Source organism: Acidimicrobiales bacterium, assembly GCA_041394245.1.
GTDB lineage: Bacteria > Actinomycetota > Acidimicrobiia > Acidimicrobiales > Aldehydirespiratoraceae > JAJRXC01.
Genome location: JAWKIR010000002.1, coordinates 74579 through 100131 on the forward strand (window position 1 = coordinate 74579; position 25553 = coordinate 100131).

Here is a 25553-nt window from a genome sequence, read left to right on the forward strand (position 1 = left end):
CTCGCTGGAGCGTTCATCTGCCACCCGGCTCCTGGAGGTGCCTCCCGAATGGTCCCGACGACACTCACTCGTGCCGAGGCTGCGCACCTGTTGCGCCGAGCCGGCTACGGCGGCACGAGCGCCGAGATCACCGCCTTCCAGGGCAAGAGCCTCACGGCCGCGGTGGACGCCGTGCTCGGGCACCGGGCCTCGGACCCCATCCCGGTCGGCCCGAACGTCGGTACACCGTCGTTCGTCACCCAGAGCAGCGGCTACGAGGCTCACAACGATTCCGTGAACTGGTGGTTGCACCGGATGGCGACGATCGCGCAACCGAGCGGTGTGTCGACGGGAGCACTTCCGATCCATGAGCGGATGGCCTTCTTCTGGCACGACCACTTCGCGTGTGGCGTCGACAAGGTCGGCTCGATGAAGTCGATGTGGGAGCAGATCGGTCTCTTCCGACGATGGGGCCTCGGCAGCTTCGAATCGTTGGTGCGAAAGGCCAGCTTGAGCCCGGCGATGCTCATCTATCTCGACAACTACACGAACCACTACTTCGCCGAGCAGGAGAACTTCGCCCGCGAGATCATGGAGCTCTACACCTGTGGCGTCGGGGCGTTCACGGAGTCCGATGTGGTTTCGATGGCGAGGGCGTGGACCGGCCACAGCGTCGTCGGATGGAACGGCAGCTCCTTCGACCGCACCTACGAGTACCGGTCGGTCGAGCACAACCACAACAACAAGACGTTGTTCGGCATCACCGCCAACTGGAACGGTGTGAAGGTCGCCTCCGGGGAACGCGACACCATCACGGAGTTGGTCACCGGTGTGCGGCGCACGGAAACGTCGCGCTTCATCGCCCGCAAGCTGTTCCACTACTTCGCCAACTACTGGCCGTCGGAGGCGGCGGTCGACTCGCTCGCCGCGGTCATGCGGGCCAACTCGATGCGGATCTCACCGGTCGTCCGGGCGATCTTCCACCATGCCGAGTTCTGGGACCCGACGACTCGCTACGCGCTGATCAAGAGTCCCGTCGACTTCGTTGCCACCTGGTTGAAGCGGATCGGGCCGGCGAACATGACCGAGGTCGAGTCGTTGAATCTCCCGTCGCACATGCGCGACATGGGGCAGGAGCTCTTCGAGCCCCCGAGCGTCGCCGGATGGGGTCGCGGGACCAAGTGGTTGACCTCGGCGGGAGCGTGGGCTCGCGGCGAGTTCCTGCAGGCCGTGCGGTCCAAGAGTGTGGTCGACGACGCCCTGCCTGCCATCGATGCCGATGACGATCCGTTGTGGGTGGTCAACAAGCTCGTCGGGTTCTTCGGCCTGGACGACGTGTCCAACAACAGCAAGGTCGCGATTCGTGAGTGGTTCCAGGACGCCGCGTTCACCGCGTCGTGGTCCATCGATCGCAACCGAGGGGTCATCGCGGCGATGGCTCCCGAATTCCACGTCTACTGATCAGCCGGAGGATCCTACGAATGACTTCCACTCGCTCTCGCCTCGTGGCTCCCCGTCGGTCCCGACCGACCGAAGCGCAGCTCGCCGTCCGCGACCTCTCGCTACCGGTCGACCCCGACGACCGGCACGCCCTCGGCCGTCGGGCATTCCTCCAGGGCTCGCTCGCCGTCGGTGGCGCGTTCGCCCTGCTTCCCTCGTGGATGGACGACTTCGCGGCCGCAGCGACCCCGATCGGCTCGTCGGACCGGATCATCGTGAGCCTGTTCCTGAACGGCGGCAATGACTCGCTCCACACGCTCATCCCGGCGGAGAACGGCGCGTACCAGGCTGCTCGCGGCAGCATGGCGTTCTCGGTCGGCGCCGGCGCGAACGACGTCTCCGCAGCGAACAAGGTCGGCGCGGGGTTGTACCTCAACCCTCGGATGCCCAATCTGAAGGCGCGGTTCGATGCCGGGGAGGTTGCGTTGATCCAGGGCGTGGGCGAGGAGTCCGACGACCACAGCCACTTCACATCGACCGCCACGTGGATGGCGGGTATCCAGAACATGTCGGCACCGACGGGGTGGCTGGGTCGACTCGCCGAAGCTCGCGCGTTCGGGGAGTTCGGCGTCGTCTCCGTCGGGGCCGGCGCCCCGCTGCTCCTCAGAGGTCCCGGGAGCTCGCCGGTCGCCATGCCGAGCTACGGCGGTCTCTTCGGCACCTTCAACCCCGACGACAACGCGGAACGGGCGCTCTCCGAAGCCGTGTCGGCGTACCAGTACGCGGGCGTCGGGCCGTATGCCGGGACCGTCGGACACGCGTGGGCAACCGCGGTCGATTCGGCCAATGAGCTGGCCGTCGCGTACAACACGTCGTTGCCGAGCAATCGACTCGCCCGTGACATGGCGGTCGCCGCGGAGCTCATCAACCTCGATGTCGGCGTGCGCGTCGCCCACGTGTCGCAGGGCGGCTACGACACCCACGCCGGCCAGCGTCCCGGCCACGACAACCTCATGGGTGACCTCGACGCCGCCATCGAGGAGTTCTTCTCCCGGCTCACACCCTCGTTCGCGGCGCGGACCGCGGTGATGGTGTGGTCGGAGTTCGGGCGCCGCGTCGAGCGGAACAACTCCAACGGCACCGACCACGGTGCTGCCGGTCTGGTCACCCTGGTCGGACCGAATGTGAAGGGCGGCCTGAAGGGCGCCGCTCCCTCGCTCACCAGCCTCGATTCCCGCGGCGATCTGAAGCATCAGGTCGACTTCCGGCAGGTGTACACGAGTGTGTGCGAACAATGGTTCGACATCGACGGCTTCGACATTCTCCAGAGTCACTGGGAGCCCCTCGACCTGCTCGACAACTCCGGCTTCGCCGGCTCGGGTGTTGCGAGTTCGTTCCCGACCGGGAGCATGGTGTTCGATGACGTGCCGCCGGCCCAGTACTACACGACGGCGATCGGCTGGCTCGCCCACAAGGGCATCACCACCGGTACCGCCCACCGCAGGTTCTCGCCCAACGACTCCGTCACCCGGGGACAGATGGCGACCTTCCTGTGGCGGTACCGACAGAGTCCCGTGCCGAACTCGCCGTCGGGCTTCTCCGACGTGCCCTCGTCGGCCTTCTACGCCGATGCGGTGTCGTGGCTGCTCGAGTCGGGCATCACGACCGGTGTGGGCGGCAATCGGTTCGCCCCGAACGACAACGTCACCCGCGCCCAGATGGCCACCTTCCTCTGGCGGCTCGAAGGCAGCCCTCCAGGGTCGCCGCCGGCCGGTTTCGGCGACGTGGCCGCCGGCGAGTTCTACAGCGATGCGGTCGACTGGCTCCTGCACCGCGGCATCACCACGGGTACGGGTCCGGGCCGCTTCTCGCCGAACGACTTCGTGTCGCGGGCGCAGATGGCGACCTTCCTCTGGCGCCTCGCCGGCAAGCCGACCTGAGTCCGAACGGCAGCGACCGCGTCCCAGCCGATACGGTGACGACGCATGGACTGGTCGAACCGATCGGAATGGATCGTTCCCGGTCTCGCCCAGATCCTCGAGATCGTGCTCGATGCAGCGGGCGAGCAGCGCGGCCTGACGATCAGTGAACGCGACCGGATCTTCGCCAGCGGGGAGAGGGCTCACGAGGCGGGCGGTTCGCTCAGCCAGCTCATCGAGGCCTATCTGGCCGGCGCCGGGGAGCTCTGGGAGAACATCTTCGGAGTGACCGAACCGGGGCAGGCGGTCGCAGTCGGACGCACACTGCGGCGTGTGTCGGAGAGCGCCGTCGCCGCGCTCGCGTCGGGGTTCGAGGCAGCCCAACGTCGATCGATCGAGGCCGAGGAAGCGCTGCGGCGCGAGGTGATCCACGATCTGCTGACGGGACGCGCGGACGACGGACTCCTCGAGGAGCGAGTCCACTTCGTCGGTGTCGCGACGGGTCGCGCCTATCGCGTGCTCGTGGCCGAGAGCTCGACGCCGGTCTCAGAGCTCGGGCCGGTTCAGCGTCGGGTCCAGGTCGAGCTCCACTCCCGGGCGCCGGAACGACCGATGACGACCATCGTCACCTCCGGGCACCTGGTCGTCATCGCGCCGACCGATGCGGTCGCCGATCTGCGGATCGTCGAGGAGGCGTTGCGCAGCGTCGACTCGACCGAGTGGCGCTGCGGGATCGGTAACGCGGTTCTCGAACTGAGCGAGGTGCATCGGTCCTACGACGAGGCCCGTGAGTCGGTTCGCCTCGCCCGCCTGTTCGACCTCCAGGACTTCGTCGCGTACGACGCGGTTCTGGCCTATCGCTTGGTCGCTGCCGACATGTCGGTCGCCGAAGCGCTCGTGGATGCGGTGGTGCGCCCGCTCGAGGCGGCGAGTCGGGGCGACTTGCTGGCGACTCTCGATGCCTTCGTCGCCCACGGCGGCAACGTCGCGGCGGTTGCTCGGGCGCTCTCGCTCGGGCCGCGGTCGGTGGCGTACCGCTTGGACAGGATCGCCGAGCTCACCGGCCAGTCTCCCCGGGATCCCGCCGGTCGCCTCACCCTCGAGTTGGCGCTTCTCTGTCGCCGCCTGGTCGACCCGGCCGGCTGATGCCCGGTTCGATCGCCGGTCGGATGTCTGCGGGGCCGGCGACTCGTCGATGCGCGGCGTGCGCCCTGGAGGGGATGACGGTCGCCGGCCCCGGCGGTTGGTGGATCAGGCGGGCAGCGTGGGTTCCCTGAACTCGAGAATGGCGCCCGGGCCGACGACGACTTCGTCGGCCCGGGCATGATGTGAGAGGCGCCCGATCGCGTTGCGAAGCCCGCGGGCGGAGGCGGCGTGGTGCGCCGAGCGGACATAGGTCGCCGTCACGGCATCGTGGGCGATGCCCATCTCGTCGAGGAGGCGAGATCGCGCGGCGATTCGGAGGTCGAGGAGGTCGTCGATCCCCTCGGCGATCGGCCGAAGGCTCGCGAGCGTCACCCGATCGTACTCGCCCACCCGGCCGGCGAACTCGACGAGGGTCTCGTCGCGGTCGTGTTCGGCATGGAGGATCACGAGCCGGTGGACGCCGGTCCTGACCGGAGCGTCGGCGGCGACTGTGGCGCCGGGGGTGGGGGTGGGGGAGATGATGGTGGCAGCCATGGAGGCAGCATGCACGGCACACACCCGCGATCCCAGGCAGTTTTCGGCAGTGATCTGGGGTCTTTTTTCGCGCAATCGGCGAAAAGGTCTGGCAGTGCTCCGGGTCAGGGCAACCGCTGGAACCAGGCGAGACTCAACATGGCGGTGACGGCGATCCCGGCCAGCGCCAGGCCGAGGAACCAGTCGTCGACGTCGCTGCGCACGGGCTCCTCGCCCAGGGCCGTACCGATGTCGCGATAGACCGCAGCGAGATCGGTGAACGACGTGGTCGTGAAGAAGTCGCCGCCGGTGGCCAGCGCGACCGTCTCCATCGTGACCTCGTCGACGGGGACGGGCTGGTTGTAGAAGGTGCCGTCGGTGTCCTCGATCTCGACCTCGCCGAACGGGGTGCCCAGCGCCACCGTGCTGATCTGCACGTCGGCATCGAGGGCCGCTTCGATGGCGAAGTCGATCTCGCGTCCGACCGTCGGGGTGCCGTCGGAGAGGAGGACGACCACCGCCGTCGGGTCACCGTTCTCGTCGCGGGTGGCGCGACCCGTGTCGTTGATCGTCGACACGGATGCCACGATCGCATCGCCGGTCGCGGTGTAGGGGCCGAGCTCGAGAGCGTCGACGGCCGCCGCCACCGCGGCGCGGTCGTCGGTCGGGGCGACCTGGATGACCGGGAACTCGTCGAAGGAGATGAGGGCGACGTCGACCGAGTCGGGCACGTCGGTGAGGAAGTCCTTCACTGCCTGCTTCGCCGCCTCGAACCGACTGGGAGCGACGTCGGTCGCGCCCATCGAGAGCGAGGTGTCGATGGTGAGCACGACCGTCGCCCGAAACGGCACCTCGAATCGGTACGGCCCGGCGTAGCTGACGACCATCAGCGCCGAGGAAACGAGGAACAACAGCGCGACGACATGCCGTCGCCAGCCCGGGCGATTCGGCGCCACGCTGTCGAGCAGTGACGTGTCGGAGAACCGCAGTGCGTATTTGCCGCGCCGCCGCTGCACCACGACATAGGCGACCAGCAGCACGGCGATGGCAAGGAGGAGCCACAGCCGGATCGCGTGGTCGAACTCGACGTCGGTGAACCAGCTCATGCCGTCACCGTCGTGGCCACCCGGCGTCGGCGCTTGCGCTGGTCGACGAACTTGGCGAGGTCGAGCACCCAGTCACGGTCGGTGCGCAGCAGGAGATGATCGGCGCGGGCGGCCCGCACATCGCGGGCGTGCTCGGCGAGTCTGGCGCGACCCGCCTCGGCGAATCGTTCGCGGTTCTTCGCTCGACGGGTGTCGACCTCGACCACGCGCCCCGTGCGCGAATCCCTGAGCTCGATCAGCCCCACGTCGGGCAGCTCGAGTTCGCGAGGGTCGACGACCTCGATCACCAGCGTCTCGTGTCGCAACGTGACCGCTCGGAGCGGGTCGGTCCAGCCCGGCTGGAGCAGATCGGAGACGACGACCGCGAGCCCGCCGCGATGGCCGGGCCCGGCGAGTCGGCCGAGTCCGTCGGCCAGTGTGCTGTCGCCGGGCTGGGGTTGGATCGTGGCGAGGCGATGGAGCAGGGCCAGAAGGTGGCGTCGGCCCGAACCGGACCGCACGTCGATGAGTCGGGCACCGTCGTTGACGATTCCTCCGAGTCGGTTGCCGGCGCGGTCGGTCAACATGCCGAGGGCCGCGACCGCGGCGATGGCGAGCTCGGCCTTGGTGTGGCGGACCGTGCCGAAGTCGATGCTCGGCGCCATGTCGACGAGCACGGTGGTTTGGAGTTCCCGGTCGGCGATCGATTCGCGAACATGGGGCTCGCTCATGCGGGCGGTGACGTTCCAGTCCATGCGGCGCACGTCGTCGCCGGGGGTGTAGGCCCGGGCCTCGCCGGGTTCGGAACCCAGTCCCGGAACGAGGCCGCGGTAGTCGCCCTGGAGGAGCCCGTCGAGGCGACGGGTCACGTCGAGTTCGAGGCGGCGCAGGACCTCGCGGGTCCGGGCCGAGTCGGCTTCGCTGCGCGACGCGGGTCGGGGCGTGGGGGTCACGACGGCTGGTACGCCGCGTCGGAGCGCCCGGGGTCCTGCGTGGTCGGCGACACGAGCGGCGCAGGGATCGTGGACAGCAATCTCACGAGCACCTGCTCGATGGTGAGTTCGGCGGCAAGCGCTTCGTAGGAGAGCACGAGTCGATGGCGCAGCACGTCGGGGGCGACGTCGAAGATGTCCTGAGGGACGACATAGTCGCGGCCCCGCAGCATCGCCATCGCTCGGCCGGCGGCGACCAGGCCGAGCGTGGCACGTGGGCTCGCGCCGTACTCGATCATCCCGGCGAGGTCGGGAAGCCCGTGGTTCGCCGGATCGCGGGTGGCGATCACGAGATTGACCGCGTAGTCGAGTGTTCCCTGGTCGATGATGACCGCGTCGGCCCGGTGCTGGAGCTCGAGGATCAGTGCGGGGGTCAACACCTGCGTCGCATGAGGCGGATCCACCCCCATGCGGCGCACGATCTCCAGCTCCTCCTGCGGGGTCGGGTAGTCCACGACCACCTTCATCAGGAAGCGATCGCGCTGGGCCTCGGGCAGGGCGTAGACGCCCTCGTTCTCGATCGGGTTCTGTGTCGCGAGCACGAGGAACGGGTTGGGGACCTCGTGGGTGATGCCCCCGATCGTGACCTGGTGCTCCGCCATGACCTCGAGGAGCGCCGACTGGACCTTCGCCGGCGCACGATTGATCTCGTCGGCGAGCACGAAGTTCGCGAACACGGGTCCGAGTTCGACATCGAATCGCTCGGACGACGAGCGATAGATACGGGTGCCGACGATGTCGGCCGGCAACAGGTCGGGGGTGAACTGCACCCGGGCGAAGCTCCCGCCGGTGGTCTCGGCGAGTGTCTGCACCGCGAGCGTCTTGGCGAGACCCGGCGGACCCTCGAGCAGGCAGTGGCCGCCGGCGACGAGCGCGATGAGGAGCCGCTCGAGAAGCCGCTCCTGGCCGACGATGACCCGCCGCAACTCGACGAGCGTCCGTTCGAGTGACGGCAACTCTTCGTGGGCTGCGGTCGTCTCGTTGATCTCGGACAAGTGGACTCCTTCACACGAGCTTTCGCCCGATTGTGGTGCGCTCGGGCTCGTGGCACTGAACCAGGCGCACGATAAGCGCGAGCGAAAGGCGCCGACAGCTAGCGTCCCAACGATGCGAATCCTGGTCGTCGACGACGAAGTCGAACTCGCCGAGGCCGTGGCCCGCGGGCTGCGTCGTGAGGGGTACGCCGTCGATGTCGCCCCGGACGGCACCACTGCGCTCGAGAAGGCCGAGCTGGTTCCCTACGATCTCGTGTGTCTCGACCTGACCATGCCCGACATCGACGGGTTGGAGGTGTGTCGTCGGCTGCGGGAGGATCCGCCCGACGGCGTCGCTCCCCGTGTCCTGATGCTGACCGCCCGGGACTCCGTCGACGACCGGATCGACGGTCTCGACGTCGGCGCCGACGACTATCTCGTGAAGCCCTTCGCCTTCGGCGAACTCACCGCCCGGGTCCGTTCGCTGCTCCGACGAGAAGCCGCCCGCAGCGGCTCGGTTCTGACGGTCGCCGACGTCGAACTCGACGACACCCGGCACCGGGCGCGTCGGGCCGGCCGAGACCTCGAGCTGACCGCGAAGGAGTTCGCGCTGCTCCGCTACTTCATGTCGCATGTCGACGAGGTGCTCTCGCAGGAGCACCTGCTCGAGCATGTGTGGGACGAACACGCCGACCCGTTCACCAACACGGTCAGGGTCACCGTCGGCACACTGCGGCGGAAGCTCTCCGACGACGACGAGGTCCAGCTGATCGAGACCGTGATCGGGTCCGGTTATCGCATGATCGACGCGCCCGCCGATGACTGAGGCCGACCCGCGGCTTCACGGATGGGCGGGATCGATCCGGTTCCGGCTCACTGTTCTCTATTCGGTCCTCCTCTTCGGGCTGGCGACCGTCGTCGTGGGTGGCATCTATGCCGGCGTTGCCCGGAGTCTCGAGAACCAGGAGGTGTCGCGGACCGAGGAGTGGCTGACGTTCTTTCGCGACCAGCAGGGGCAGCCGAGCATCGCCACGCTCGAGTTCGAGGTTCCCGACACGCTGCTGCTCTTCGAACGGGCGGTCAACGAGCAGGCTCTCGACCAGCTGCGCACCTACGCGTTCGGCGCCCTCGGGCTGCTCTTCGTCGGCAGCCTGTTCGTGGGCTGGTTCGTCGCCGGCATGGTGCTGCGGCCGGTCGGTCGGATCACCGGCGTCGCGAAGGAGATCGAGGCGACGGACCTGTCGCGACGGATCAACCTCGACGGCCCCGACGACGAGCTGAAGGAACTCGCCGACACGTTCGACGGAATGCTCGGCCGGATCGACGACGCGTTCGCGTCGCAGCGGGAGTTCATCCACGAGGCGAGTCACGAACTCCGTAACCCCCTGGCCGTCATCCGCACCAACGTCGACGTCGTCCTTGCCGACCCGGATGCCACGAACGATGAGCTCCGGTCGGCCGGTGAGGTGGTGAGACGTTCGGCCGAACGGATGTCGACGCTCGTCGACGACCTGTTGCTGTATGCCCGCCACGGCACCCGGGAGACCCGACGTGAAGACGTCGATCTCGTCGCCGAGGTCGAGGATCTGGTCCAGGAGTTCTCGGCGGCAGCCGAGGCCAACGGTCTCGTACTCGCCGCCGACGTGCCGTCACACGAACTCTGCGTCCGGGGCGACGGCCAGGCGATCCACCGTGCTGCGGCGAACCTCGTGGCCAATGCGGTTCGCCTCGCCCCGGAAGGCACGACGGTGACGGTGGCGGCCGCCGACGAAGGGCGGTGGATCACGCTCGCGGTTGCCGACCAGGGACCCGGGATCGACGCGGAGGACCAGATGCGCGTCTTTCAGCGGTTCTGGCGGGGCAACGAGACCGAGGCTCGGGCCGCTGGTCGGTCGGGGCTCGGTCTGACCATCGTGCGCCAGATCGCCGAAGCCCACGGTGGGCGGGTCGAGCTCGAGTCGGCCGTCGGCGAAGGATCGCGTTTCACGTTGCGTCTCCCGCGGGGCTGACCAGTCCAGGCAGTCGACGTCATGGAAGAAGGCGGTCATGTTGCGGGTTTCCGCAGCCGACGGAGACGCAGGGAGGCTTTCCTTCGATTTTCCTCCGTCCTTACCAATCCTTTCACCTCCACCCCGTACCTTCTGCACATGGATCGAAACCCGATCGACCCAACTCCCGAAGAAGCTTCCCCCCCTTCTTCGGGCCGGCCCGCCGGAGAGCGGTCGCTTCCACCGTCAGCCGCAACGGATTCTCCCCCCGCCGTTGCGTCGCCGTTTCCCCCGACGGCGAGTGTGAGCGACCCTCCGGCGGGCCCTGATCGCGTGGCGACCGAACCGGAGCCGGCGACCTTCCCGGCCCAGACGAGCCCGATCCGCTTCGAACCCGACCCCCTTCCTCCGGTCGCGCAGCCGCCGTCGACGATTCGTCCGACGCCTCCGCCGCCACCACCGCCGCCCGGTCCTCGACCCGTCGTCCGACCGCCCGCAGTGGTGCCGTTGTCGTCGGTGCCGTTGCATCCGCCGACAGCGGCCAACCCCCCTCGACCCGGTGACGGAATCCCGCCGACCGGGCCTCCCAACTCGCCACCCCCAGCGTTCGGCGGCGGACATCCGTCTCTCGGTCCGAAGCGTCGACGCTGGCGGGTGGCGGCAGGTGTGCTCGCCGTGGTCATCGTCGCGCTGTCGTTGGTCTCCGGAGGGATCGTGATCGGTTCGGCCTTGACCGACGATGCGACGGTCGCCGTACCCGTTCCGGTCGGTGACGGTGCCATCAACACCTCTGGTGGCGACAGCACGCCGCAGCAGCCGATCCTGCCGCTGGTCGGTGCCGACTCGGATGAGCCGATCGCCGATGTGGCCAGAGCCGTCGCCCCGTCGGTCGTGCTCATCCAGACGAACGTCGGGCAGGGCTCGGGCATCGTCTGGGACGCCGAGAACGGCTACATCGTCACGAACGACCACGTCACCGGCGGCGCCACCTCGGTCGTCGTCCAGTTCGGCAACGGCAACCGGGTGTCCGGCACGGTGGTGGGCGGCGATTCGGCCCGTGACATCGCCGTCGTGCAGGTGGACCCCGCCGAGGCCGATCTGGTCGCCGCGAGCTTCGCCCCCACGTCGTCGGTGGAGGTCGGCCAGCTGGCAGTGGCGATCGGCAGTCCGTTCGGACTCGATCAATCCGTCACCGCCGGCATCGTGTCGGCCGTCAACCGCATCAACGAGTTCGGCGGCTCCGACCCGAACCGTCCGGTCGATGTCGAGATGATCCAGACCGACGCGCCGATCAATCCCGGCAACTCCGGGGGAGCGCTCGCCGATCGCGACGGACTCGTGATCGGAATGAACACGCAGATCCGCACCGCCGGCGCCAACACCGGCAACGTCGGCGTCGGTTTCGCGGTGCCGTCCGACACGATTCTCCTGATCGCCGACCGCATCGTGACCGGCGAGTCGCTCGCCCTCGCCCATCTCGGCGTGAGCGGCGAAACACCGGCCGACGGCACCGTCGGCGCGCTCGTCATCGCCGTGGTCGAGGGCGCCCCTGCGGCAGCCGCCGGGATCGAGGCCGGCGACCTCATCGTCGGCCTCGAGGGCGAGTTGATCAGCTCGATGGCCGAACTCTCGGCCGAGGTGAAGCTCTTCCGTCCCGACGACGTGGTGAGTCTCGAGTTCATCCGCGACGGCGAACGACTGCAGACCGCCGTCACCCTCGGCAGCAACTAGCCACCTGCCCCCCGGCTGTCCGTTCTGTGAGCTTGAACGCCGTTGTGGGCGGCGTTCAAGCTCACAGAACGAGGGACACGTGGTGGGGTGTCACACCCCCGAGGGCAGTCTGGGCGGATGCAGGACATGACCGTCCTCGCTCGGATGGCTGCGAGCCAACACGGCCTCCTTTCCAGACATCAACTCGAACGGGCGCTCGGGAGCCGGCACGGCGTCGAGACGCTTCTGCGTTCCGGGTTTCTCGAGCGTCGCCGGAGAGGCGTGTTCGCCGTTGCCGGCGCGTTGCCGACATGGCAGGCGGAAGTGATGGCCGCGTGTCTGGCGACCAGACGCCTGGTCGTTGCCAGCCATCGGAGCGCGATGCGCCTCTGGGGCTTGCGATCCGCCGACGACGAGATCGACGTGTCGATTCGATACCCCGGCCAGGTTCGCCTTGCGGGGGTGCATGTTCGGCGAATTCGCGACCTGACCTGGCACGACTTCACCTACATCGAAGGCGTGCCGGTCACCACGCCGGCGCGAACGCTTTGCGACGCGGGCCTCGTCTTCGGTACCAGTGAGGTCGAACGCATCGTGCAGCACGCGATCGCCAAGGAGATCGTGTCGCCGGCGGAGCTGTGGAAGTACCGCCGACGCGTGGGGCGCCGAGGACGCAACGGCGTGGGCGCGCTCGACCGAGCACTCTCTCGCCTCCCCGACGGGGTTGGGAGGGCCGACTCGGGCCCGGAGATCGAGATGGCCCGCCTTTGTGCCGATGCAGGCCTTCCGGCTCCGGTCTGGCAGCACCCGGTCGTGGCGCGTGGCAGGCGGTACCTCGTCGACTTCGCGTACCCGGAGCAGCGGCTCGCGATCGAGTACGACGAGTTCGAGGAGCACACGCGGCCGGAGAAGTTCGACGCCGACCGCGCACGACAGAACGACCTCCAGGAAGTCGGCTGGACCGTGATCAGGTTCGTGTGGTCCGACCTCAGGTATCGGCCCGCCGAGGTCGTCGCCAGAATCCGCCGTTTCCTCGTTCTGTGAGCGTGAGTGCCGCTGAGAGCGGCGTTCACGCTCACAGAACGGCCGATGGGGGGCGGTAGGATCCGCTGCGATGTTGTTCGCAGTGATCATCGCCATTGCCGCCGTCGTCATCATCGGCGTGTCGGCATTCGTTCTCCTTCGGGACCGTGAGGACGACCTCCTCATCGACGACCCGACCCCCACGGCGGTCGAGCCGGGCCTCGCGGCGCCTCCGCCGGTCGCCGAGGCTCCGCCGGTGGTCGAAGTCGCACCGAAGCCGACCTTTCGCGACCGGCTCTCGACCGCGCGGTCGGCCCTGGGCGGCTACCTCGGCTCCGTCTTCAGCGGCGGGAAGATCAGCGGCGAGACATGGGACGACCTCGAGGAGGCGCTCCTTCGAGCCGACGTCGGTGTCGCCACATCCACGTCGATCATCGAAGCGGTCCGCGAGACGGTCGCCGAACGCGGGATCGAGGACACCTCGGAGCTCCCGGCCCTCGTGAAGGCGGAGATCGTCGAGCGACTCAGCGGCTTCGATCGGACGCTGTCGACCGATGTCGTGGCGGCCGGGGGAGAACCCGGACCGGCCGTCTGGTTGTTCGTCGGCGTCAACGGCGTGGGAAAGACGACCACCATCGGCAAGCTCGCCTCCCGGGAATCCGCTGCCGGTCGCAAGCTCGTGCTCGCCGCCGGCGACACCTTCCGAGCGGCAGCGGCCGAGCAGCTCACCATGTGGGCCGAGCGCAGCGACGTCGACATCGTGCGCGGCGCCGAGGGTGCCGATCCGAGCAGCGTGGTGTTCGACGCCGTCGAGCGGGCCAACGCCCGGGGCGCCGAGATCGTCATGGCCGACACCGCCGGCCGCCTCCAGAACAAGACCAACCTCATGGAGGAGCTCAGCAAGGTCCGCCGCGTGGCCGAGAAGGGGGCCGGCACCGTGACCGAGACGCTGCTCGTCATCGATGCGACCACCGGTCAGAACGGCATGTCACAGGCCGCCACGTTCACCGAGGCCGTCGACGTGACGGGCGTCGTACTCACGAAGCTGGACGGCTCGGCTAAGGGCGGCATCGTCATCGCCATCCACTCCGAGCTCGGTGTGCCCGTGAAGCTGGTCGGCCTGGGCGAGGGCATCGACGACCTGGTCGAGTTCGACGCCACCGAGTTCGTCGACGCTCTGTTCGACTAGGTCTGCTCGACTAGGTCTGTTCGATCAGCAGACCTGTAGCACGGGGTTTGCGTCTCGGCCGGCGACCAGCAGATCGACGGTGGCGTCGGGGTGGGTTCGGTCGTGCGAGAGCGTGCCGCCGAGGAACTCCTCGAGCTGGAAGCGGTCGCCGCCCCAGTTGGCGTCGTAGCCGCCATGGATGCGGGCGCCGACCGCCAACAGGTCGATCAGCTCCGAACCGACCCGGATGCCCTCCTCGGTCGACCAGCGGGTGCCGTCGTATGCCCAGCTGTCGAGACCGTCGCCGAAGAAGAGGGTCAGCCCTTCCGTGAATTCGACGGTTCGCAGGGTCGGGCACCCTTCGATGATCTCGTCTCGGAGAACCGGTCCGAAGGTCGCAGCCGTTGATTCGATGACCGCGTCGGCGTCGCTGCCCCAACCGAAGTTCCAGATACCCGTGGCGAGAAGTGGAGTCGGTTCGGAATCCACGCTGACCGAGACACCACCGAGGTCGATCGAGCCGGTCGTGTCGGTCAGCAGTTCGACGTCGGCCACGTCGGTGTCGTAGGTCGTGACCAGCCGGTACCGCCCGGGCGGCAGGTCGCTCTCGTCGGTGAGCGGAAACTCCGACCCCTCTTCTCGTGCCGCGAGACGAGGAAGGCCGATGGCGAGCGCGGTCGTCCCGTCGGAGTTGCGCGTCGCTTCGCCGACGTGGGCCCAGCGGCGCGGTCCATCCGTCGACACGAGGAAGAGGTCGACCGTCTGTTCGTCGCCGAAGAAGATCGCCTGACCCGGTCGGGTCGTGGTGACCGCCGTGTCGTCGAGCTCGATCGGGCTCTCGTCGGTCGACGCCTGATCCGGGACGGCGGACCCGACTGGGGGCACATTGTCGCAGTCGTTGGCGCCTACGGGTTCGCCGTCGACGACATCGAACTCGTCGCAGTACCAGGGGCCTTCCCACTGGCGCGAGCCGAGCGGATCGCGAGTCGCGTCGACCCAGCGGATGATCAACCCGGCCGCGTCGACCCGATGGACCTCGACGAGGGGTGCGCCCTCGATCGTGGTGGCGGAGAGGACCCCGACGGCCGGGGCTCCCGTCTGCCATGCGTCCCACAGACACCGGCGAGACCCGAGGTTCGGCTCCTCGACGGAGTCGACCCCGCACCACTGCGCTCCGTCGAGGGTCACCGCTTCCTCGGGCGCTCCGGCGAGCGCGACACCCAGCTCCGACAACGCCGACTGGAGCGGGTCGGTGCCGGCCTCGACGCAGCTCCGCCACGTCAGGTGCACCGGGGCGGCATCGTCGACGGTGAGATCGCAGCGGAGTTCGGTCCAGCCAGGGCGGCCGAACGCGTCCTGGGTCGAGTCGATGAAGACCGGCGCGTCGAACAGCGTGCCGCGGGTCCAGACGACGTTGACGATCGGGTCGCCCTCGATGGTCGTCTCGACCCGCACCATCGCCGCGTCCCTCCCGGCCCCGGTTGCGTCGATCAGACAACCTGAGGGTTCCTCGTCGTCGGTTGTTCCCGTCGAGGGATCGACCCGGTCGACGCCGCACCACTCGGCATCGCCGAGCGTGACCGCCTCGGCTGGGGCGCCGTCGACGTCGGCCCCGAGGGCGACGAGGGCAGCGCGGAGCGGATCATCGACGGGAGCGAGGGATGACGACGGGGGGTTGGGTTGAAACGTGTCGACATCGGCGGCGTCGTCGCTCGAGCCGACGACCCAGAGGGCGCCGACCACGAGGAGGGCGACCGGCAGGGCGGCGAGGGCACCGGCCCGTGCCTGGCGGCGGCGGACCTTGCGTCGCACTGCCGAGCCGATCGAGTCGGACGCGCCGACCCCGCGGCCGGCAGCGTCGAGCTCGTCGTGCAGTCGGTTCTCGAGATCATCCATGGGGCACCTCCCGGAGTTGGGCGCGGAGTTGATCGAGGCCGCGGGCGGCCCGCGACTTCACGGTGCCCGCCGGCACGTCGAGCAGGCCGGCGATCTCCTCCTCGGAACGGGACTCGTAGTAGCGAAGGACGATCACCGCCCGCTGTTTCGGCGGCAGCGACAGCACGAGCGGCCACAGCGTGAGCTGGTCGTCGGCGGCGCCGGTGGGATCCGGCGTGGCGACCTCGGGTCGTGTCCGGGCATCGATCCGGCGCCTGACCGCGGCGCGGCGGCGCCGGTCGGTCAGCTTGTTGGTGATGATCCGGCGGACGTAGCCATCCGGATTGTCGATCCTCCCGGTCCGCCACGCCGGCCAAAGACGGGCGACGGCATCAGCCACCAGGTCCTCGGCGACATCCCGGTCGCCACAGCACAGGTAGGCGTAGCGAACGAGGCCGTCCTCGGTGTCGGCGAACCAGCGCTGGAAGTGGTCGTCGTTGAGCATTCGTATGGATGACGAGCGATCGCGCGCCGGGTTCCATCTGAGCGCAGATTCCCGTTGCGGGGCGACACCCGATCAGCCGAGCTGGATGCCGCAGGTGGTCAGCTCGGCATCGAGGGCGCCGATCGCCTCGTCGAGCACGGTTTCCTTGTTCTCGCGGGCTGCGGCATAGGCGTCGGGCCAATCGAGGTCGGCCCGTTGTTGCCCGGCGATGATCGCGAAGTCGGCGAGGCGGGCGATGTCGGCCCAGAGATCGAACGGCGCGATCGTCTCGACGTCGAAGAGTGCGACCCTCAGCGTCTCGATCTCCTCGGCGGTCGCGTCGTCGACCTCGCCCCGGAAGAGCGGACCGGTTCCCTCGAGGACGCGGGCCTCGCTGCACCACAGGGCCTGGTCGAACTCGGACACCTCGCCCTCGCCCTGGCTGACGATGAACGCGGCGATCCCGAACCCGAGGATCAGAACCAAGAGGACGAGCATCTGGCGGGGGGTGAGGGACATCGCCCGAGACGCTACCGGGACGACCGTCGTCACCCGAGGTCGGGTCGCCGGTATCGTGGCCCGACCATGTTCGAGACGCTCACCGATCGATTCGACAACATCTTCAAGGGGCTTCGCAGCCGCGGAAAGCTCTCGGCCGACGACGTCGACGAGGCACTGCGTGAGATTCGCCGTGCGCTCCTCGAAGCCGACGTCAACCTCGACGTCGCCAAGAACCTGACCGGCCGCATCCGCGAACGGGCCGTCGGCGAGGAGCTCTCGAAGGCGCTCAATCCGGGTCAGCAGATCGTCAAGATCGTCCTCGAGGAGCTGACCACCAGCCTCGGCGGCGAGGCGATGAAGATCACCTACGCATCCAAGCCGCCCACCGTCGTGCTGATGGCCGGTCTGCAGGGCGCAGGCAAGACCACCAACACCGGCAAGCTCGCCATGTGGTTCAAGAAGCAGGGGCGCAACCCGCTGCTCGTGGGCGCCGACCTCCAGCGGCCTGCCGCCGTCGAACAGCTGCGCACCCTCGCCGGCCAGGTCGGCGTGCCGGTGTTCTCCGAGCCGACCGATCCGGTCGAGGTGGCGGGCAAGGCCATCGCCGAGGCGACCCGCACGGGCCGCGACGTCGTCATCGTCGACACCGCCGGCCGGCTCGCGATCGACGAGGAGATGATGGCGCAGGTCGGCCGGATCTCCGACGCCGTCAATCCCGACTACACGTTCCTCGTCGTCGACGCGATGACCGGTCAGGACGCCGTGACCGTCGCTCGGGCGTTCAACGAGACCCTCGCCCTCGACGGCGTCATCCTCACCAAGATCGACGGTGACGCCCGCGGCGGTGCCGCCCTGTCGGTCAAGGAGGTGGTCGGCAAGCCGATCGCCTTCCAGTCGACCGGCGAGAAGCTCGAGGACTTCGAGACCTTCCACCCCGATCGCCTGGCCAGTCGCATCCTCGGCATGGGCGACGTCGAGACGCTGATCGAGAAGGCCGAGGAGGCGTTCGAAGCCGAGCAGGCCGAGGAGGCCGCGGCGCGGCTGATGGAGGGCACCTTCACCCTCGAGGACTTCCTCGATCAGATGCAGCAGGTCAAGAAGATGGGCCCGCTCGGCAACCTCATGGGCATGATGCCCGGCCTGCCGAAGGAGGCGCGCGACGTCGAGATCGACGACCGTCAGATCGCCCGCATCGAAGGGATCATCCACTCGATGACCCCGGCCGAACGCATCGATCCCGACCTGATCGACGGTTCGCGTCGTCAGCGCATTGCCGTCGGCTCGGGGGTGCAACCCACCGAGGTCAAGGCGCTGATCGACCAGTTCGGCCAGATGCGCAAGATGATGAAGCAGTTCGCCGGCTTCGGTACCAAGAAGACGAAGTCGAAGGAGCGCGGCGGCAAGGGCAAGAAGGGCAGGAAGCGGGGCGGGAGGGTCACCGAGAAGGGCCCGGCCAAGGTGTCGAAGGCACCGCTGGCGCTCCCCGGCCTGGAAGACGCGCTGCAGGGCCTCGACGACGGCGACTTCCCGAAGCGCAAGTGAACGTCGCGAGGTTGTGAACAAACCTGTCGCCAGATTGAATTGTCGGGTTGCCCGGCCCTGATTCGCCGCGCAGAGCCACTCCTGGCGATATCTCCCTTACGAAAGAAACACCACACATGGCCGTCAAGCTCCGCCTCATGCGGATGGGCAAGAAGAAGCAGCCCACCTACCGCGTCGTCGCCGCCGACTCCCGTTCGCCCCGCAACGGGCGTTTCATCGAGATCATCGGGACCTACGAGCCGCGTCAGGATCCTTCGGTCATCAAGATCGACAACGAGCGTGCCGTCCACTGGCTCCAGCACGGCGCCCAGCCGACCGAGCGGGTCGAGAAGCTGTTGAAGATCTCCGGCGCATGGACCGAGGCAACCGGTCAGACCGTCGATGCTGCGGTCCCCACCGCAGCCCCCAAGAAGAGCAAGAAGCAGCTCGAGAAGGAAGCCGAAGCGGCCGAGGCCGCTGCCGCGCCCGCGGAAGAGCCCGCAGCCGAAGAGTCCGCGGAAGAAGCCCCCGCCGCTGACGGAGACGACGCCTGATGTCGAGCGAAGCCGCACAGGCCGTTTGCGAATACGTCGTCAAGCAGATCGTCGACAACCCCGACGCCGTGCGCGTCGAGCTCTCGGACCGTGACGGGGGCTATCGCCTCGACGTCACCGTCGGCGACGGCGACATGGGCCGGGTCATCGGCAAGCGCGGCCGGGTGGCCAGCGCCATCCGCACCGTGGTGCGCGCCGCCGGCCACGAAGACGACATCTCCATCGACGTCGAGTTCGTCGACTGAGTTCGCAGCCCCGTCCGATGCTCGAGGTCGGACGCATCATCAGCCCGCACGGCGTGCGGGGCGACGTCAACGTGCTGCTGACGACGAATCGAATCGAGCGCGTCGTCAAGGGCGCTGTGCTCCACACGGCGTACGGTCCGTTGACCGTTCGTTCCTCGCGTCCGCACAAGTCGGGCTACATCGTCTCCTTCGCGGAGTGCACCGACCGCGAACGGGCCGAGGCCCTGCGCGGTACCGTCCTGCTCGCAGAGCCGATCGACGATCCCGACGAACTGTGGATCCACGATCTGATCGACGCCGTCGTGGTCGACGAAGGCGGCGTCGAACGTGGTCGGGTCGTCCAGGTCCTCGACAATCCGGCGAGTGACATCCTCGAACTCGACACCGGGGCCCTCGTGCCCGTGCGATTCGTGACGTCGGTCGACCCGCGGGTGCGCATCGATGTCGATGTGCCGGCCGGTCTCTTCGACCTCGACGAGGACGGTTCGTGACCCTGCGGATCGACGTGTTCTCGATCTTCTCCGAGATGGTCGATGCCGCGGCGAGCGAGTCGGTGATCGGGCGGGGCCGCCGTGACGGCCATCTCGACATCCGGGTCCACGACCTGCGGGCCACGACCACCGACGTCCACGGAACCGTCGACGATGCGCCGTTCGGCGGCGGCGCCGGCATGGTCATGATGCCCGAGCCACTCTTCGGGGCCGTCGAGGCCGTGGACCCGCCCCGCCCGCTGCTCTATCTCTCGCCGGCCGGGCGCACCTTCGATCAGAAGATGGCCCAGGAGCTGAGCGAGTCCGGGGGCTTTTCGTTGCTCTGCGGGCGTTACGAGGGGATCGACGAGCGCGTGCGCGAACACCTCGTCGACGGGGAGGTCTCCGTCGGCGACGTGGTGCTCGCCGGTGGCGAGGTCGGCGCACTCCTGATCATCGAGGCGGTCGGGCGGCTCGTGCCGGGCGTGCTCGGCAATACCACGTCGACCGACGACGAGTCGTTCGCCGACGGGTTGCTCGAGTATCCGCACTACACACGCCCCGCCGACTTCCGGGGCTGGACCGTCCCCGACGTCCTCCGCAGCGGCGACCACGCCAGGGTCGCCCGCTGGCGCAGAGCCCAGGCCCTGCGCCGCACCATCGATCGCCGTCCCGACCTGATCGACCAACGAGGTGGTATCACGGCCGCCGACCAGAAGCTCCTCGACGAGTTCGGGCTGTAGAACCCCGTCCGCAAGGTGGCGTCTGCGATCGGCGCCCCTAAACTCGACCGTCGGCCCGGGCCTTTCCGTCCGCCCCGTTCTTTTTCACCTGACCCGTTCTTCTCACCACTGCGGAGCCTGCGATGCAGCCCACCGATCTCGTCGACAACCTGAGCCTCCGGGACGACATTCCCGACTTTGCCGCCGGCGACACGCTCAAGGTCCACGTTCGGGTCATCGAGGGCAACCGCCAGCGGACCCAGGTGTTCGAGGGTGTGGTCATCCGTCGCCAGGGTGCCGGCATCCACGAGTCCTACACCGTGCGCAAGCTCAGCTTCGGCGTCGGTGTCGAGCGCACGTTCCCGCTCCACACCCCGATCGTGGAGAAGATCGAGCGGGTGAGCCGTGGCGACGTGCGCCGCGCCAAGCTCTACTACCTGCGCGATCGCATCGGCAAGGCTGCCAAGGTCAAGGAAAAGCGCGACTGGTGAGTCGCTCCGGCGCCACGAGCGCCGGTGTCACAGTCCACTCGTAGTGTCGTCCGCATGGACCGATCACGAGTGGCGTTGGGCAATTGGGGCGAGCGGAAGGTCGCGCGCCACTACGAATCCGCGGGCTACGAAGTGCTCGATCGCAACTGGCGTGTGCGCGGCGGGGAGCTCGATCTCGTGCTCGGCCGGGGTGACGAGATCGTGTTCTGCGAGGTGAAGACGCGCTCCTCAGCCCGCTTCGGGAGCGGGCTCGAGGCCGTCGGCGCCCGCAAGCAGCAGTTCCTGCGTCGCACCGCCGTGTCGTGGCTCGATGCCCATGACCGGCGGGGTCGTCTGCGCTTCGATGTCGCCGCCGTCACCGGCGGTCAGGTCGAGGTCGTGGAGGCCGCGTTCTAGGGGATCAGAGCCGCCCCGCGATGAACGAGACGATCTCGGCGATCGCTTCGTCCGATTCGGGCGCGCCGAGCATCTGGAAGACGTGGATGGCCTCGTCCCACTCCTGCAGCGTGACCTCACCGCCGGCGGCATCGATTCCGGCCGCAAGCCGGCGACTGTCATCGAGCAACACTTCGAGGCCGCCGACCTGGATGAGCACGGGCGGCAGGCCGGCGAGGTCGCCCAGGCCCGGCGAGAGCCGCGGGTCGTCGAGCGGGTGCCCGTTGGCGTACGCCTCGGCGTAGGTGCGCAGATGGTCCGGTGCCACCATCGGATCGGCATCGGCGAGCGTTGTGTGGGTCGAGTTGGTGCAGGTGAGGTCGGCCCACGGCGAGAGTGCGACGCCCGCTGCCGCGGTCACCCCGCGCTCGCGCAGGGCTGCAAGCGTGGCGATCGTGAGACCGCCACCGGCGGAATCGCCGGCGACGATGATGCGTTCTGCATCGATTCCTCGACCGATCAACCAGTCGAACCCGGCGACGGCATCGTCGAGCGCCGCCGGAAACGGATCCTCGGGAGCGAGTCGGTAGTCGAGCGCGAGGACGGCGACGCCGGTGTCGGTCGACAGACGAGCGGCGAACGCCCCGTGTGTCGACAGACCGCCCATGACATAGGCACCGCCATGCAGATACAGCACCGCCGCGTCGGTGCGGGCATCCGCGGTGATCCACGCTGCGGCTCGGCCGGCCACGGTCACCATCTCGTGCGGAACTCCTTCGGGCATCACCGGGCTGCTGCTGATCACGGAGCGATCGGCCGCGAGATCGCCGCTCATCACCTTCATCTCGCGCATCATCGCGATGGTCGCCTCGAGTTGTTCACTGGCCATGGGTGCTCCTTCAGCGTCGTTTCTTGCGGGTCGTGCGTCCGTCCCAACAACCGCGGTGCCAGTGGCGGCGCAGGTCGGGTGCTTCCCGAGGGACGACCGCATAATGGCCGGTCCCGGGCGGAATGTCGCGATTGCAGTTCGGGCAGAGGTAGGTCTTGGTCGCCTGGTACGGCTGGAGAAACCGCACGTCGACCTCGCCGTACGCCTCGGGGTCGTCCATCAGCCGAGGAAGGCCCAGAGGACGAGCAGTACCGCGACCAGGATGCCCGCGCCCACGAAGACGATGTCGGTCGGTCGGCGTCGGTGTGGCCGGGTGGGGTCCATTCCCATGCGGTCAGTATCGTCGGCCCCATGGCCACCCGCACACTGCTATCGAGAACCCTGCGCTCGAGAACACTGCGCTCGGGACCACTGCGCTCGGGAACACTGCGCTCGGTTCTCGTCCCCACGTTCATGGTGGTGCTCCTGGGTGCGGCATGCGCCACGGAGGCTCCCGCGGTGCCGCTCGACGCCGACGGCCAGCCCGACGCCGTGCTCCAACTCGGCCGCGACGTGTACGGGTCGCGGTGCAGCAACTGCCACGGGTCGTCGGGTGGCGGTGGGACCGGTCCACGACTCGCGGGCACCGTCGAGGAGACGTTCCCCGATCCTGGCGACCAGGAGGCGGTCGTTCGCGATGGACGCCGCAACATGCCGAGCTTCGGCGGCACACTGTCCGATGCCGAGATCGAAGCCGTGGTTCGCTACACCCGAGAGGTTCTCGACTGAGGCCGACGTGGCTGTCGTAGGGTCCCGGTAGGGTCGGACCGACGCTCGTCGCCTGCGTGAAGGCGATCTCCGGATACAGCACTCGGAGGTCATCTTGCTCGCCACGATCCCGTCCTCGACGCTCGATGGACTCGACGGCGCTCGCGTCGCGGTCGAGGTCCATGTCGTCAACGGTCTGCCGGCGTTCAGCATCGTCGGATTGCCCGACACGTCATGCCGGGAGGCGCGTGATCGTGTGCGCGCCGCCATCGAATCGAGCGGCCTCGTGTGGCCACTCCAGCGGGTCACCGTCAATCTGGCTCCCGGCGGGATCCGCAAGGTCGGTGCCGGGTTGGATCTCGCCATCGCCCTGGGAATCCTCGGCGCCACCGCGCAGATCCCTCCCGAGCAGTTGGTCGACATCGCCGCCGTCGGCGAGCTCGGCCTCGACGGCACGGTCCGGCCGGTACGCGGCATCCTGCCGATGGTCGACGTGTTCGACGAGGCCCGCGTGCTGGTCGGCGCGGCCGATGCCCGCGTCGCGATGCTGGGGGTGGGCGAGCGGGCTCGGCCGATCCGTCGGCTCCGCGATGCCGTCGATGCGCTCGGCGAGGGTCTGCCGTGGCCACACGTCGACATCGCCTGCGGGACCGATGCCGCCACGATCGAGCCCGATCTCGCCGATGTACGCGGTCAGGAGGGAGCTCGTCGCGCCCTGACCGTTGCTGCGGCCGGCGGGCACCACCTCCTGCTGGTCGGCCCGCCTGGCGCGGGGAAGACCATGCTGGCGCGGCGTCTCCCAGGGTTGCTGCCCGACCTGCGCCCGGATGCCGCACGGCAGGTGACGCGGGTCCACAGCGCGGCCGGGCTGCCATTGCCGCAGTCGGGGATGATCCGCCGGCCGCCGTTTCGGGCCCCGCACCATTCGGCGTCGATGGCGGCGCTCGTCGGCGGTGGTTCGGGGCATTCCCGGCCGGGGGAGGTGAGCGTCGCGAGCGAGGGTGTGCTGTTCCTCGACGAACTCGGCGAGTTCGCCCCGAGTGTGCTCGATGCGCTTCGTCAACCGCTCGAGGAAGGCGTCGTGCGCATCGCGCGGTCCGGAGGGACCCGCGAGCATCCCGCGCGGGTCCTGTTGGTCGCGGCGATGAACCCCTGTCCGTGTGGCGAGGGCGGCACCCTCAACTGTCGATGCAGTCCGGCGTCGCGATCGCGCTATGGCGCGCGGGTGTCCGGTCCGTTGCTCGATCGCCTCGACATCATGGTGCACGTCGATCGGCCATCGCCGTTCGCACTGCTCGACCGCGAGCCCGGTGAGCCGACCGCCGCAGTGGCGGCGCAGGTCGCCGAGGTCCGTCGGATGGCGAACGATCGCGGCGTCGAGTGCAATGCCGAGTTGGATCGCCGACAACTCGATCGGTTCGCGCCGCTCGCGCCCCAGGCGGTCGAGCTGCTGCACGCGGCGATCACCGCGGGGGCGTTGAGCGCTCGAGGGGCGATGCGGGCCAGATCGGTGGCTCGCACCATCGCCGATCTCGATGGCGGGGGTCTCGAGATCCGGGCGTGCGACATCGCGGGAGCGATCGGCATGCGGGCTCGGCCGCCCATGGGAGGCGACGATGTCGGCCCTCGGTGAGCACGCTGCAGCGCTGGCCGCGCTCCCGGGCGCGGGTTCGGTTCGGCTCGGTCGCCTTCTCGCACACGACGATGCCGAGGCTGCGTGGCACACGGTCCTCGCCGGGCGCGTTCCGGCCGAGGTCGCGCCGTCGCCAGTGCGGGCCGGATGGAAGGTCGCAGCGGCCGAGACCGACCTCGACGCGGTGCGCGACGATCTACGGCGGGCTGGCGTCACCGCGACGACCTGGCATCATCCTGCGCATCCGCCCCAATTCGTGCGCGACATCGACCCGGCGCCCGCCGCGTTCCGTCGCGGGGTCCTGCCCGATCCGTCGCTGCCCCACGTGGCCATCGTCGGTACCCGACGGGCGTCGGGCATCGGCAAGGAGATCGCACGGGAGCTGGGAGCCGGACTCGCCGACGCGGGTGTCGTGGTCGTATCGGGGCTCGCTCTCGGCATCGACGCAGCGGCCCACCAGGGTGCGCTGCTCGCCGCGGCGACACCGCCGGTCGCCGTGGTGGGGAGCGGGTGCGACGTGCCCTATCCGAAGGCCAACGCGAGCTTGTGGGAGCGGATCGCGTCGGCCGGTGCGGTACTGGGTGAGGCCCCGTTGGGGGCTCGTCCCGAGCCGTGGCGGTTCCCGGCCCGGAATCGTCTCATCGTGGCGATGTCCGATCTCGTCGTCGTGGTCGAGTCGCGCTCGGCCGGTGGTTCCCTCCTCACGGTCGACGAAGCGGTCAGGCGGGGGATCGACGTGATGGCCGTGCCGGGGTCGTTGCGCAACGGCGCCGCCGCAGGCGCCAATCGGCTGTTGGCCGACGGCTGCGCGCCCGTGCTCGAGACCGGCGACATCATCGAGGCGCTCGGACTCGACCGGTGTGGAGCGGCCGCCCGTCGGTCCGCGGGGCCGCAGAGAGCAGCGGTCGGCGACACCGCGGCGCAGGTGCTCGACGCGATCGACGACGGCCCGACCTCGATCGATGAGCTGGTGACCCGAACCCAGGTCGACGCTGCGACGGTCTTCGCCGCGCTGACCGAGCTCGAGTTGGGCGGACACATCACCCACGACGGCGCCCGGGTGCGGCGATGCTGACAGTTCGCGCCGGCGGTGGTGGTCCGAACCGCGT

General features: G+C 68.8%; 27 protein-coding genes. 18 read left to right on the plus strand and 9 right to left on the minus strand.

The features are described from left to right. The first annotated feature begins 48 nt into the window (after positions 1–48). Genes R2707_00430 through R2707_00440 form a run of 3 tightly spaced genes read left to right on the plus strand, consistent with a single transcriptional unit; the run spans position 49 to position 4484 of the window. Positions 49–1440 (plus strand): DUF1800 family protein, encoded by a 1392-nt coding sequence (locus R2707_00430; GenBank protein MEZ5243533.1) that lies wholly within the window; start codon positions 49–51, stop codon positions 1438–1440. 20 nt (positions 1441–1460) lie between these two features. After that, on the plus strand, positions 1461–3359 hold the full coding sequence (locus tag R2707_00435) for an S-layer homology domain-containing protein (protein MEZ5243534.1): 1899 nt from the start codon (positions 1461–1463) through the stop codon (positions 3357–3359). Between the two features lie 45 nt (positions 3360–3404). Next, positions 3405–4484, plus strand: a complete 1080-nt coding sequence (locus R2707_00440) for a helix-turn-helix domain-containing protein (GenBank protein MEZ5243535.1) — start codon at positions 3405–3407, stop codon at positions 4482–4484. Positions 4485–4589: 105 nt separating this feature from the next. Here the strand turns inward: R2707_00440 and R2707_00445 are convergent, their stop codons facing one another. From R2707_00445 to R2707_00460, 4 genes are all read right to left on the minus strand, one after another. Continuing rightward, the gene (locus tag R2707_00445) at positions 4590–5018 is read right to left on the minus strand and encodes a hypothetical protein (protein ID MEZ5243536.1); all 429 of its coding nucleotides are present in this window, start codon (positions 5016–5018) and stop codon (positions 4590–4592) included. Between the two features lie 104 nt (positions 5019–5122). After that, positions 5123–6103 carry a VWA domain-containing protein gene (locus tag R2707_00450; GenBank protein MEZ5243537.1) on the minus strand — a complete coding sequence of 327 codons (981 nt, stop codon included), beginning with the start codon at positions 6101–6103 and terminating at the stop codon, positions 5123–5125. Continuing rightward, complete coding sequence (locus tag R2707_00455) at positions 6100–7035, minus strand: DUF58 domain-containing protein (protein ID MEZ5243538.1); 936 nt, start codon at positions 7033–7035, stop codon at positions 6100–6102. The genes R2707_00450 and R2707_00455 overlap by 4 nt, the downstream gene beginning before the upstream one ends. Beyond that, the gene (locus R2707_00460) at positions 7032–8069 is read right to left on the minus strand and encodes a MoxR family ATPase (protein ID MEZ5243539.1); all 1038 of its coding nucleotides are present in this window, start codon (positions 8067–8069) and stop codon (positions 7032–7034) included. The genes R2707_00455 and R2707_00460 overlap by 4 nt, the downstream gene beginning before the upstream one ends. Before the next feature lie 112 nt (positions 8070–8181). On the opposite strand from R2707_00460, the gene R2707_00465 reads away from it, so the two are divergent. From R2707_00465 to ftsY, 5 genes are all read left to right on the plus strand, one after another. Beyond that, entirely contained in the window at positions 8182–8874 is a 693-nt protein-coding gene (locus R2707_00465) for a response regulator transcription factor (GenBank protein MEZ5243540.1), read from the plus strand. Then, the gene (locus R2707_00470; protein ID MEZ5243541.1) at positions 8867–10057 is read left to right on the plus strand and encodes an ATP-binding protein; all 1191 of its coding nucleotides are present in this window, start codon (positions 8867–8869) and stop codon (positions 10055–10057) included. The genes R2707_00465 and R2707_00470 overlap by 8 nt, the downstream gene beginning before the upstream one ends. 138 nt (positions 10058–10195) lie before the next feature. Next, positions 10196–11767 (plus strand): trypsin-like peptidase domain-containing protein, encoded by a 1572-nt coding sequence (locus tag R2707_00475; protein MEZ5243542.1) that lies wholly within the window; start codon positions 10196–10198, stop codon positions 11765–11767. 117 nt (positions 11768–11884) lie between these two features. Continuing rightward, complete coding sequence (locus tag R2707_00480; GenBank protein MEZ5243543.1) at positions 11885–12790, plus strand: DUF559 domain-containing protein; 906 nt, start codon at positions 11885–11887, stop codon at positions 12788–12790. Between the two features lie 70 nt (positions 12791–12860). Then, positions 12861–13958 carry a signal recognition particle-docking protein FtsY gene (ftsY, locus tag R2707_00485; GenBank protein MEZ5243544.1) on the plus strand — a complete coding sequence of 366 codons (1098 nt, stop codon included), beginning with the start codon at positions 12861–12863 and terminating at the stop codon, positions 13956–13958. A 24-nt stretch (positions 13959–13982) separates the two neighbouring features. Here ftsY and R2707_00490 read toward each other — a convergent pair whose 3' ends face one another. From R2707_00490 to R2707_00500, 3 genes are all read right to left on the minus strand, one after another. Beyond that, positions 13983–15833 (minus strand): hypothetical protein, encoded by a 1851-nt coding sequence (locus R2707_00490; GenBank protein MEZ5243545.1) that lies wholly within the window; start codon positions 15831–15833, stop codon positions 13983–13985. Next, entirely contained in the window at positions 15826–16317 is a 492-nt protein-coding gene (locus R2707_00495) for a SigE family RNA polymerase sigma factor (GenBank protein MEZ5243546.1), read from the minus strand. The genes R2707_00490 and R2707_00495 overlap by 8 nt, the downstream gene beginning before the upstream one ends. A 72-nt stretch (positions 16318–16389) precedes the next feature. Then, complete coding sequence (locus R2707_00500) at positions 16390–16815, minus strand: hypothetical protein (protein MEZ5243547.1); 426 nt, start codon at positions 16813–16815, stop codon at positions 16390–16392. A gap of 66 nt (positions 16816–16881) precedes the next feature. On the opposite strand from R2707_00500, the gene ffh reads away from it, so the two are divergent. The 7 genes from ffh to R2707_00535 all read left to right on the plus strand — a co-directional run bounded on the left by ffh (position 16882) and on the right by R2707_00535 (position 21196). Further along, positions 16882–18339 carry a signal recognition particle protein gene (gene ffh, locus R2707_00505; protein MEZ5243548.1) on the plus strand — a complete coding sequence of 486 codons (1458 nt, stop codon included), beginning with the start codon at positions 16882–16884 and terminating at the stop codon, positions 18337–18339. A gap of 116 nt (positions 18340–18455) precedes the next feature. Next, positions 18456–18872, plus strand: coding sequence for a 30S ribosomal protein S16 (rpsP, locus tag R2707_00510; protein ID MEZ5243549.1), 417 nt, complete (start codon positions 18456–18458; stop codon positions 18870–18872). Further along, positions 18872–19117, plus strand: coding sequence for a KH domain-containing protein (locus R2707_00515; protein ID MEZ5243550.1), 246 nt, complete (start codon positions 18872–18874; stop codon positions 19115–19117). The genes rpsP and R2707_00515 overlap by 1 nt, the downstream gene beginning before the upstream one ends. Before the next feature lie 17 nt (positions 19118–19134). Further along, complete coding sequence (gene rimM / locus R2707_00520) at positions 19135–19608, plus strand: ribosome maturation factor RimM (protein MEZ5243551.1); 474 nt, start codon at positions 19135–19137, stop codon at positions 19606–19608. Beyond that, entirely contained in the window at positions 19605–20330 is a 726-nt protein-coding gene (gene trmD, locus R2707_00525) for a tRNA (guanosine(37)-N1)-methyltransferase TrmD (GenBank protein MEZ5243552.1), read from the plus strand. Before rimM ends, trmD begins: the two co-directional genes overlap by 4 nt. 122 nt (positions 20331–20452) lie before the next feature. After that, positions 20453–20800: a 50S ribosomal protein L19 gene (gene rplS / locus R2707_00530; protein ID MEZ5243553.1), complete on the plus strand. Its 348-nt coding sequence runs from the start codon at positions 20453–20455 to the stop codon at positions 20798–20800. A gap of 54 nt (positions 20801–20854) precedes the next feature. Next, positions 20855–21196 carry a YraN family protein gene (locus R2707_00535; protein ID MEZ5243554.1) on the plus strand — a complete coding sequence of 114 codons (342 nt, stop codon included), beginning with the start codon at positions 20855–20857 and terminating at the stop codon, positions 21194–21196. Positions 21197–21200: 4 nt separating this feature from the next. On the opposite strand, the gene R2707_00540 is transcribed toward R2707_00535, so the two are convergent. Further along, positions 21201–22064, minus strand: a complete 864-nt coding sequence (locus tag R2707_00540; protein ID MEZ5243555.1) for an alpha/beta hydrolase — start codon at positions 22062–22064, stop codon at positions 21201–21203. A 10-nt stretch (positions 22065–22074) separates the two neighbouring features. Then, a complete protein-coding gene (locus tag R2707_00545) occupies positions 22075–22284 on the minus strand; it encodes a hypothetical protein (protein MEZ5243556.1) in 210 nt (69 codons plus the stop codon). Positions 22285–22415: 131 nt separating this feature from the next. Here R2707_00545 and R2707_00550 point away from each other — a divergent pair, with 131 nt between their 5' ends. The 3 genes from R2707_00550 (at position 22416) to R2707_00560 (ending at position 25519) form a co-directional block, all read left to right on the plus strand. Beyond that, positions 22416–22832, plus strand: a complete 417-nt coding sequence (locus R2707_00550; protein MEZ5243557.1) for a cytochrome c — start codon at positions 22416–22418, stop codon at positions 22830–22832. A 94-nt stretch (positions 22833–22926) separates the two neighbouring features. Next, on the plus strand, positions 22927–24444 hold the full coding sequence (locus R2707_00555; GenBank protein MEZ5243558.1) for a YifB family Mg chelatase-like AAA ATPase: 1518 nt from the start codon (positions 22927–22929) through the stop codon (positions 24442–24444). Beyond that, positions 24428–25519, plus strand: a complete 1092-nt coding sequence (locus R2707_00560) for a DNA-processing protein DprA (protein MEZ5243559.1) — start codon at positions 24428–24430, stop codon at positions 25517–25519. The genes R2707_00555 and R2707_00560 overlap by 17 nt, the downstream gene beginning before the upstream one ends. Positions 25520–25553 lie beyond the last annotated feature (34 nt).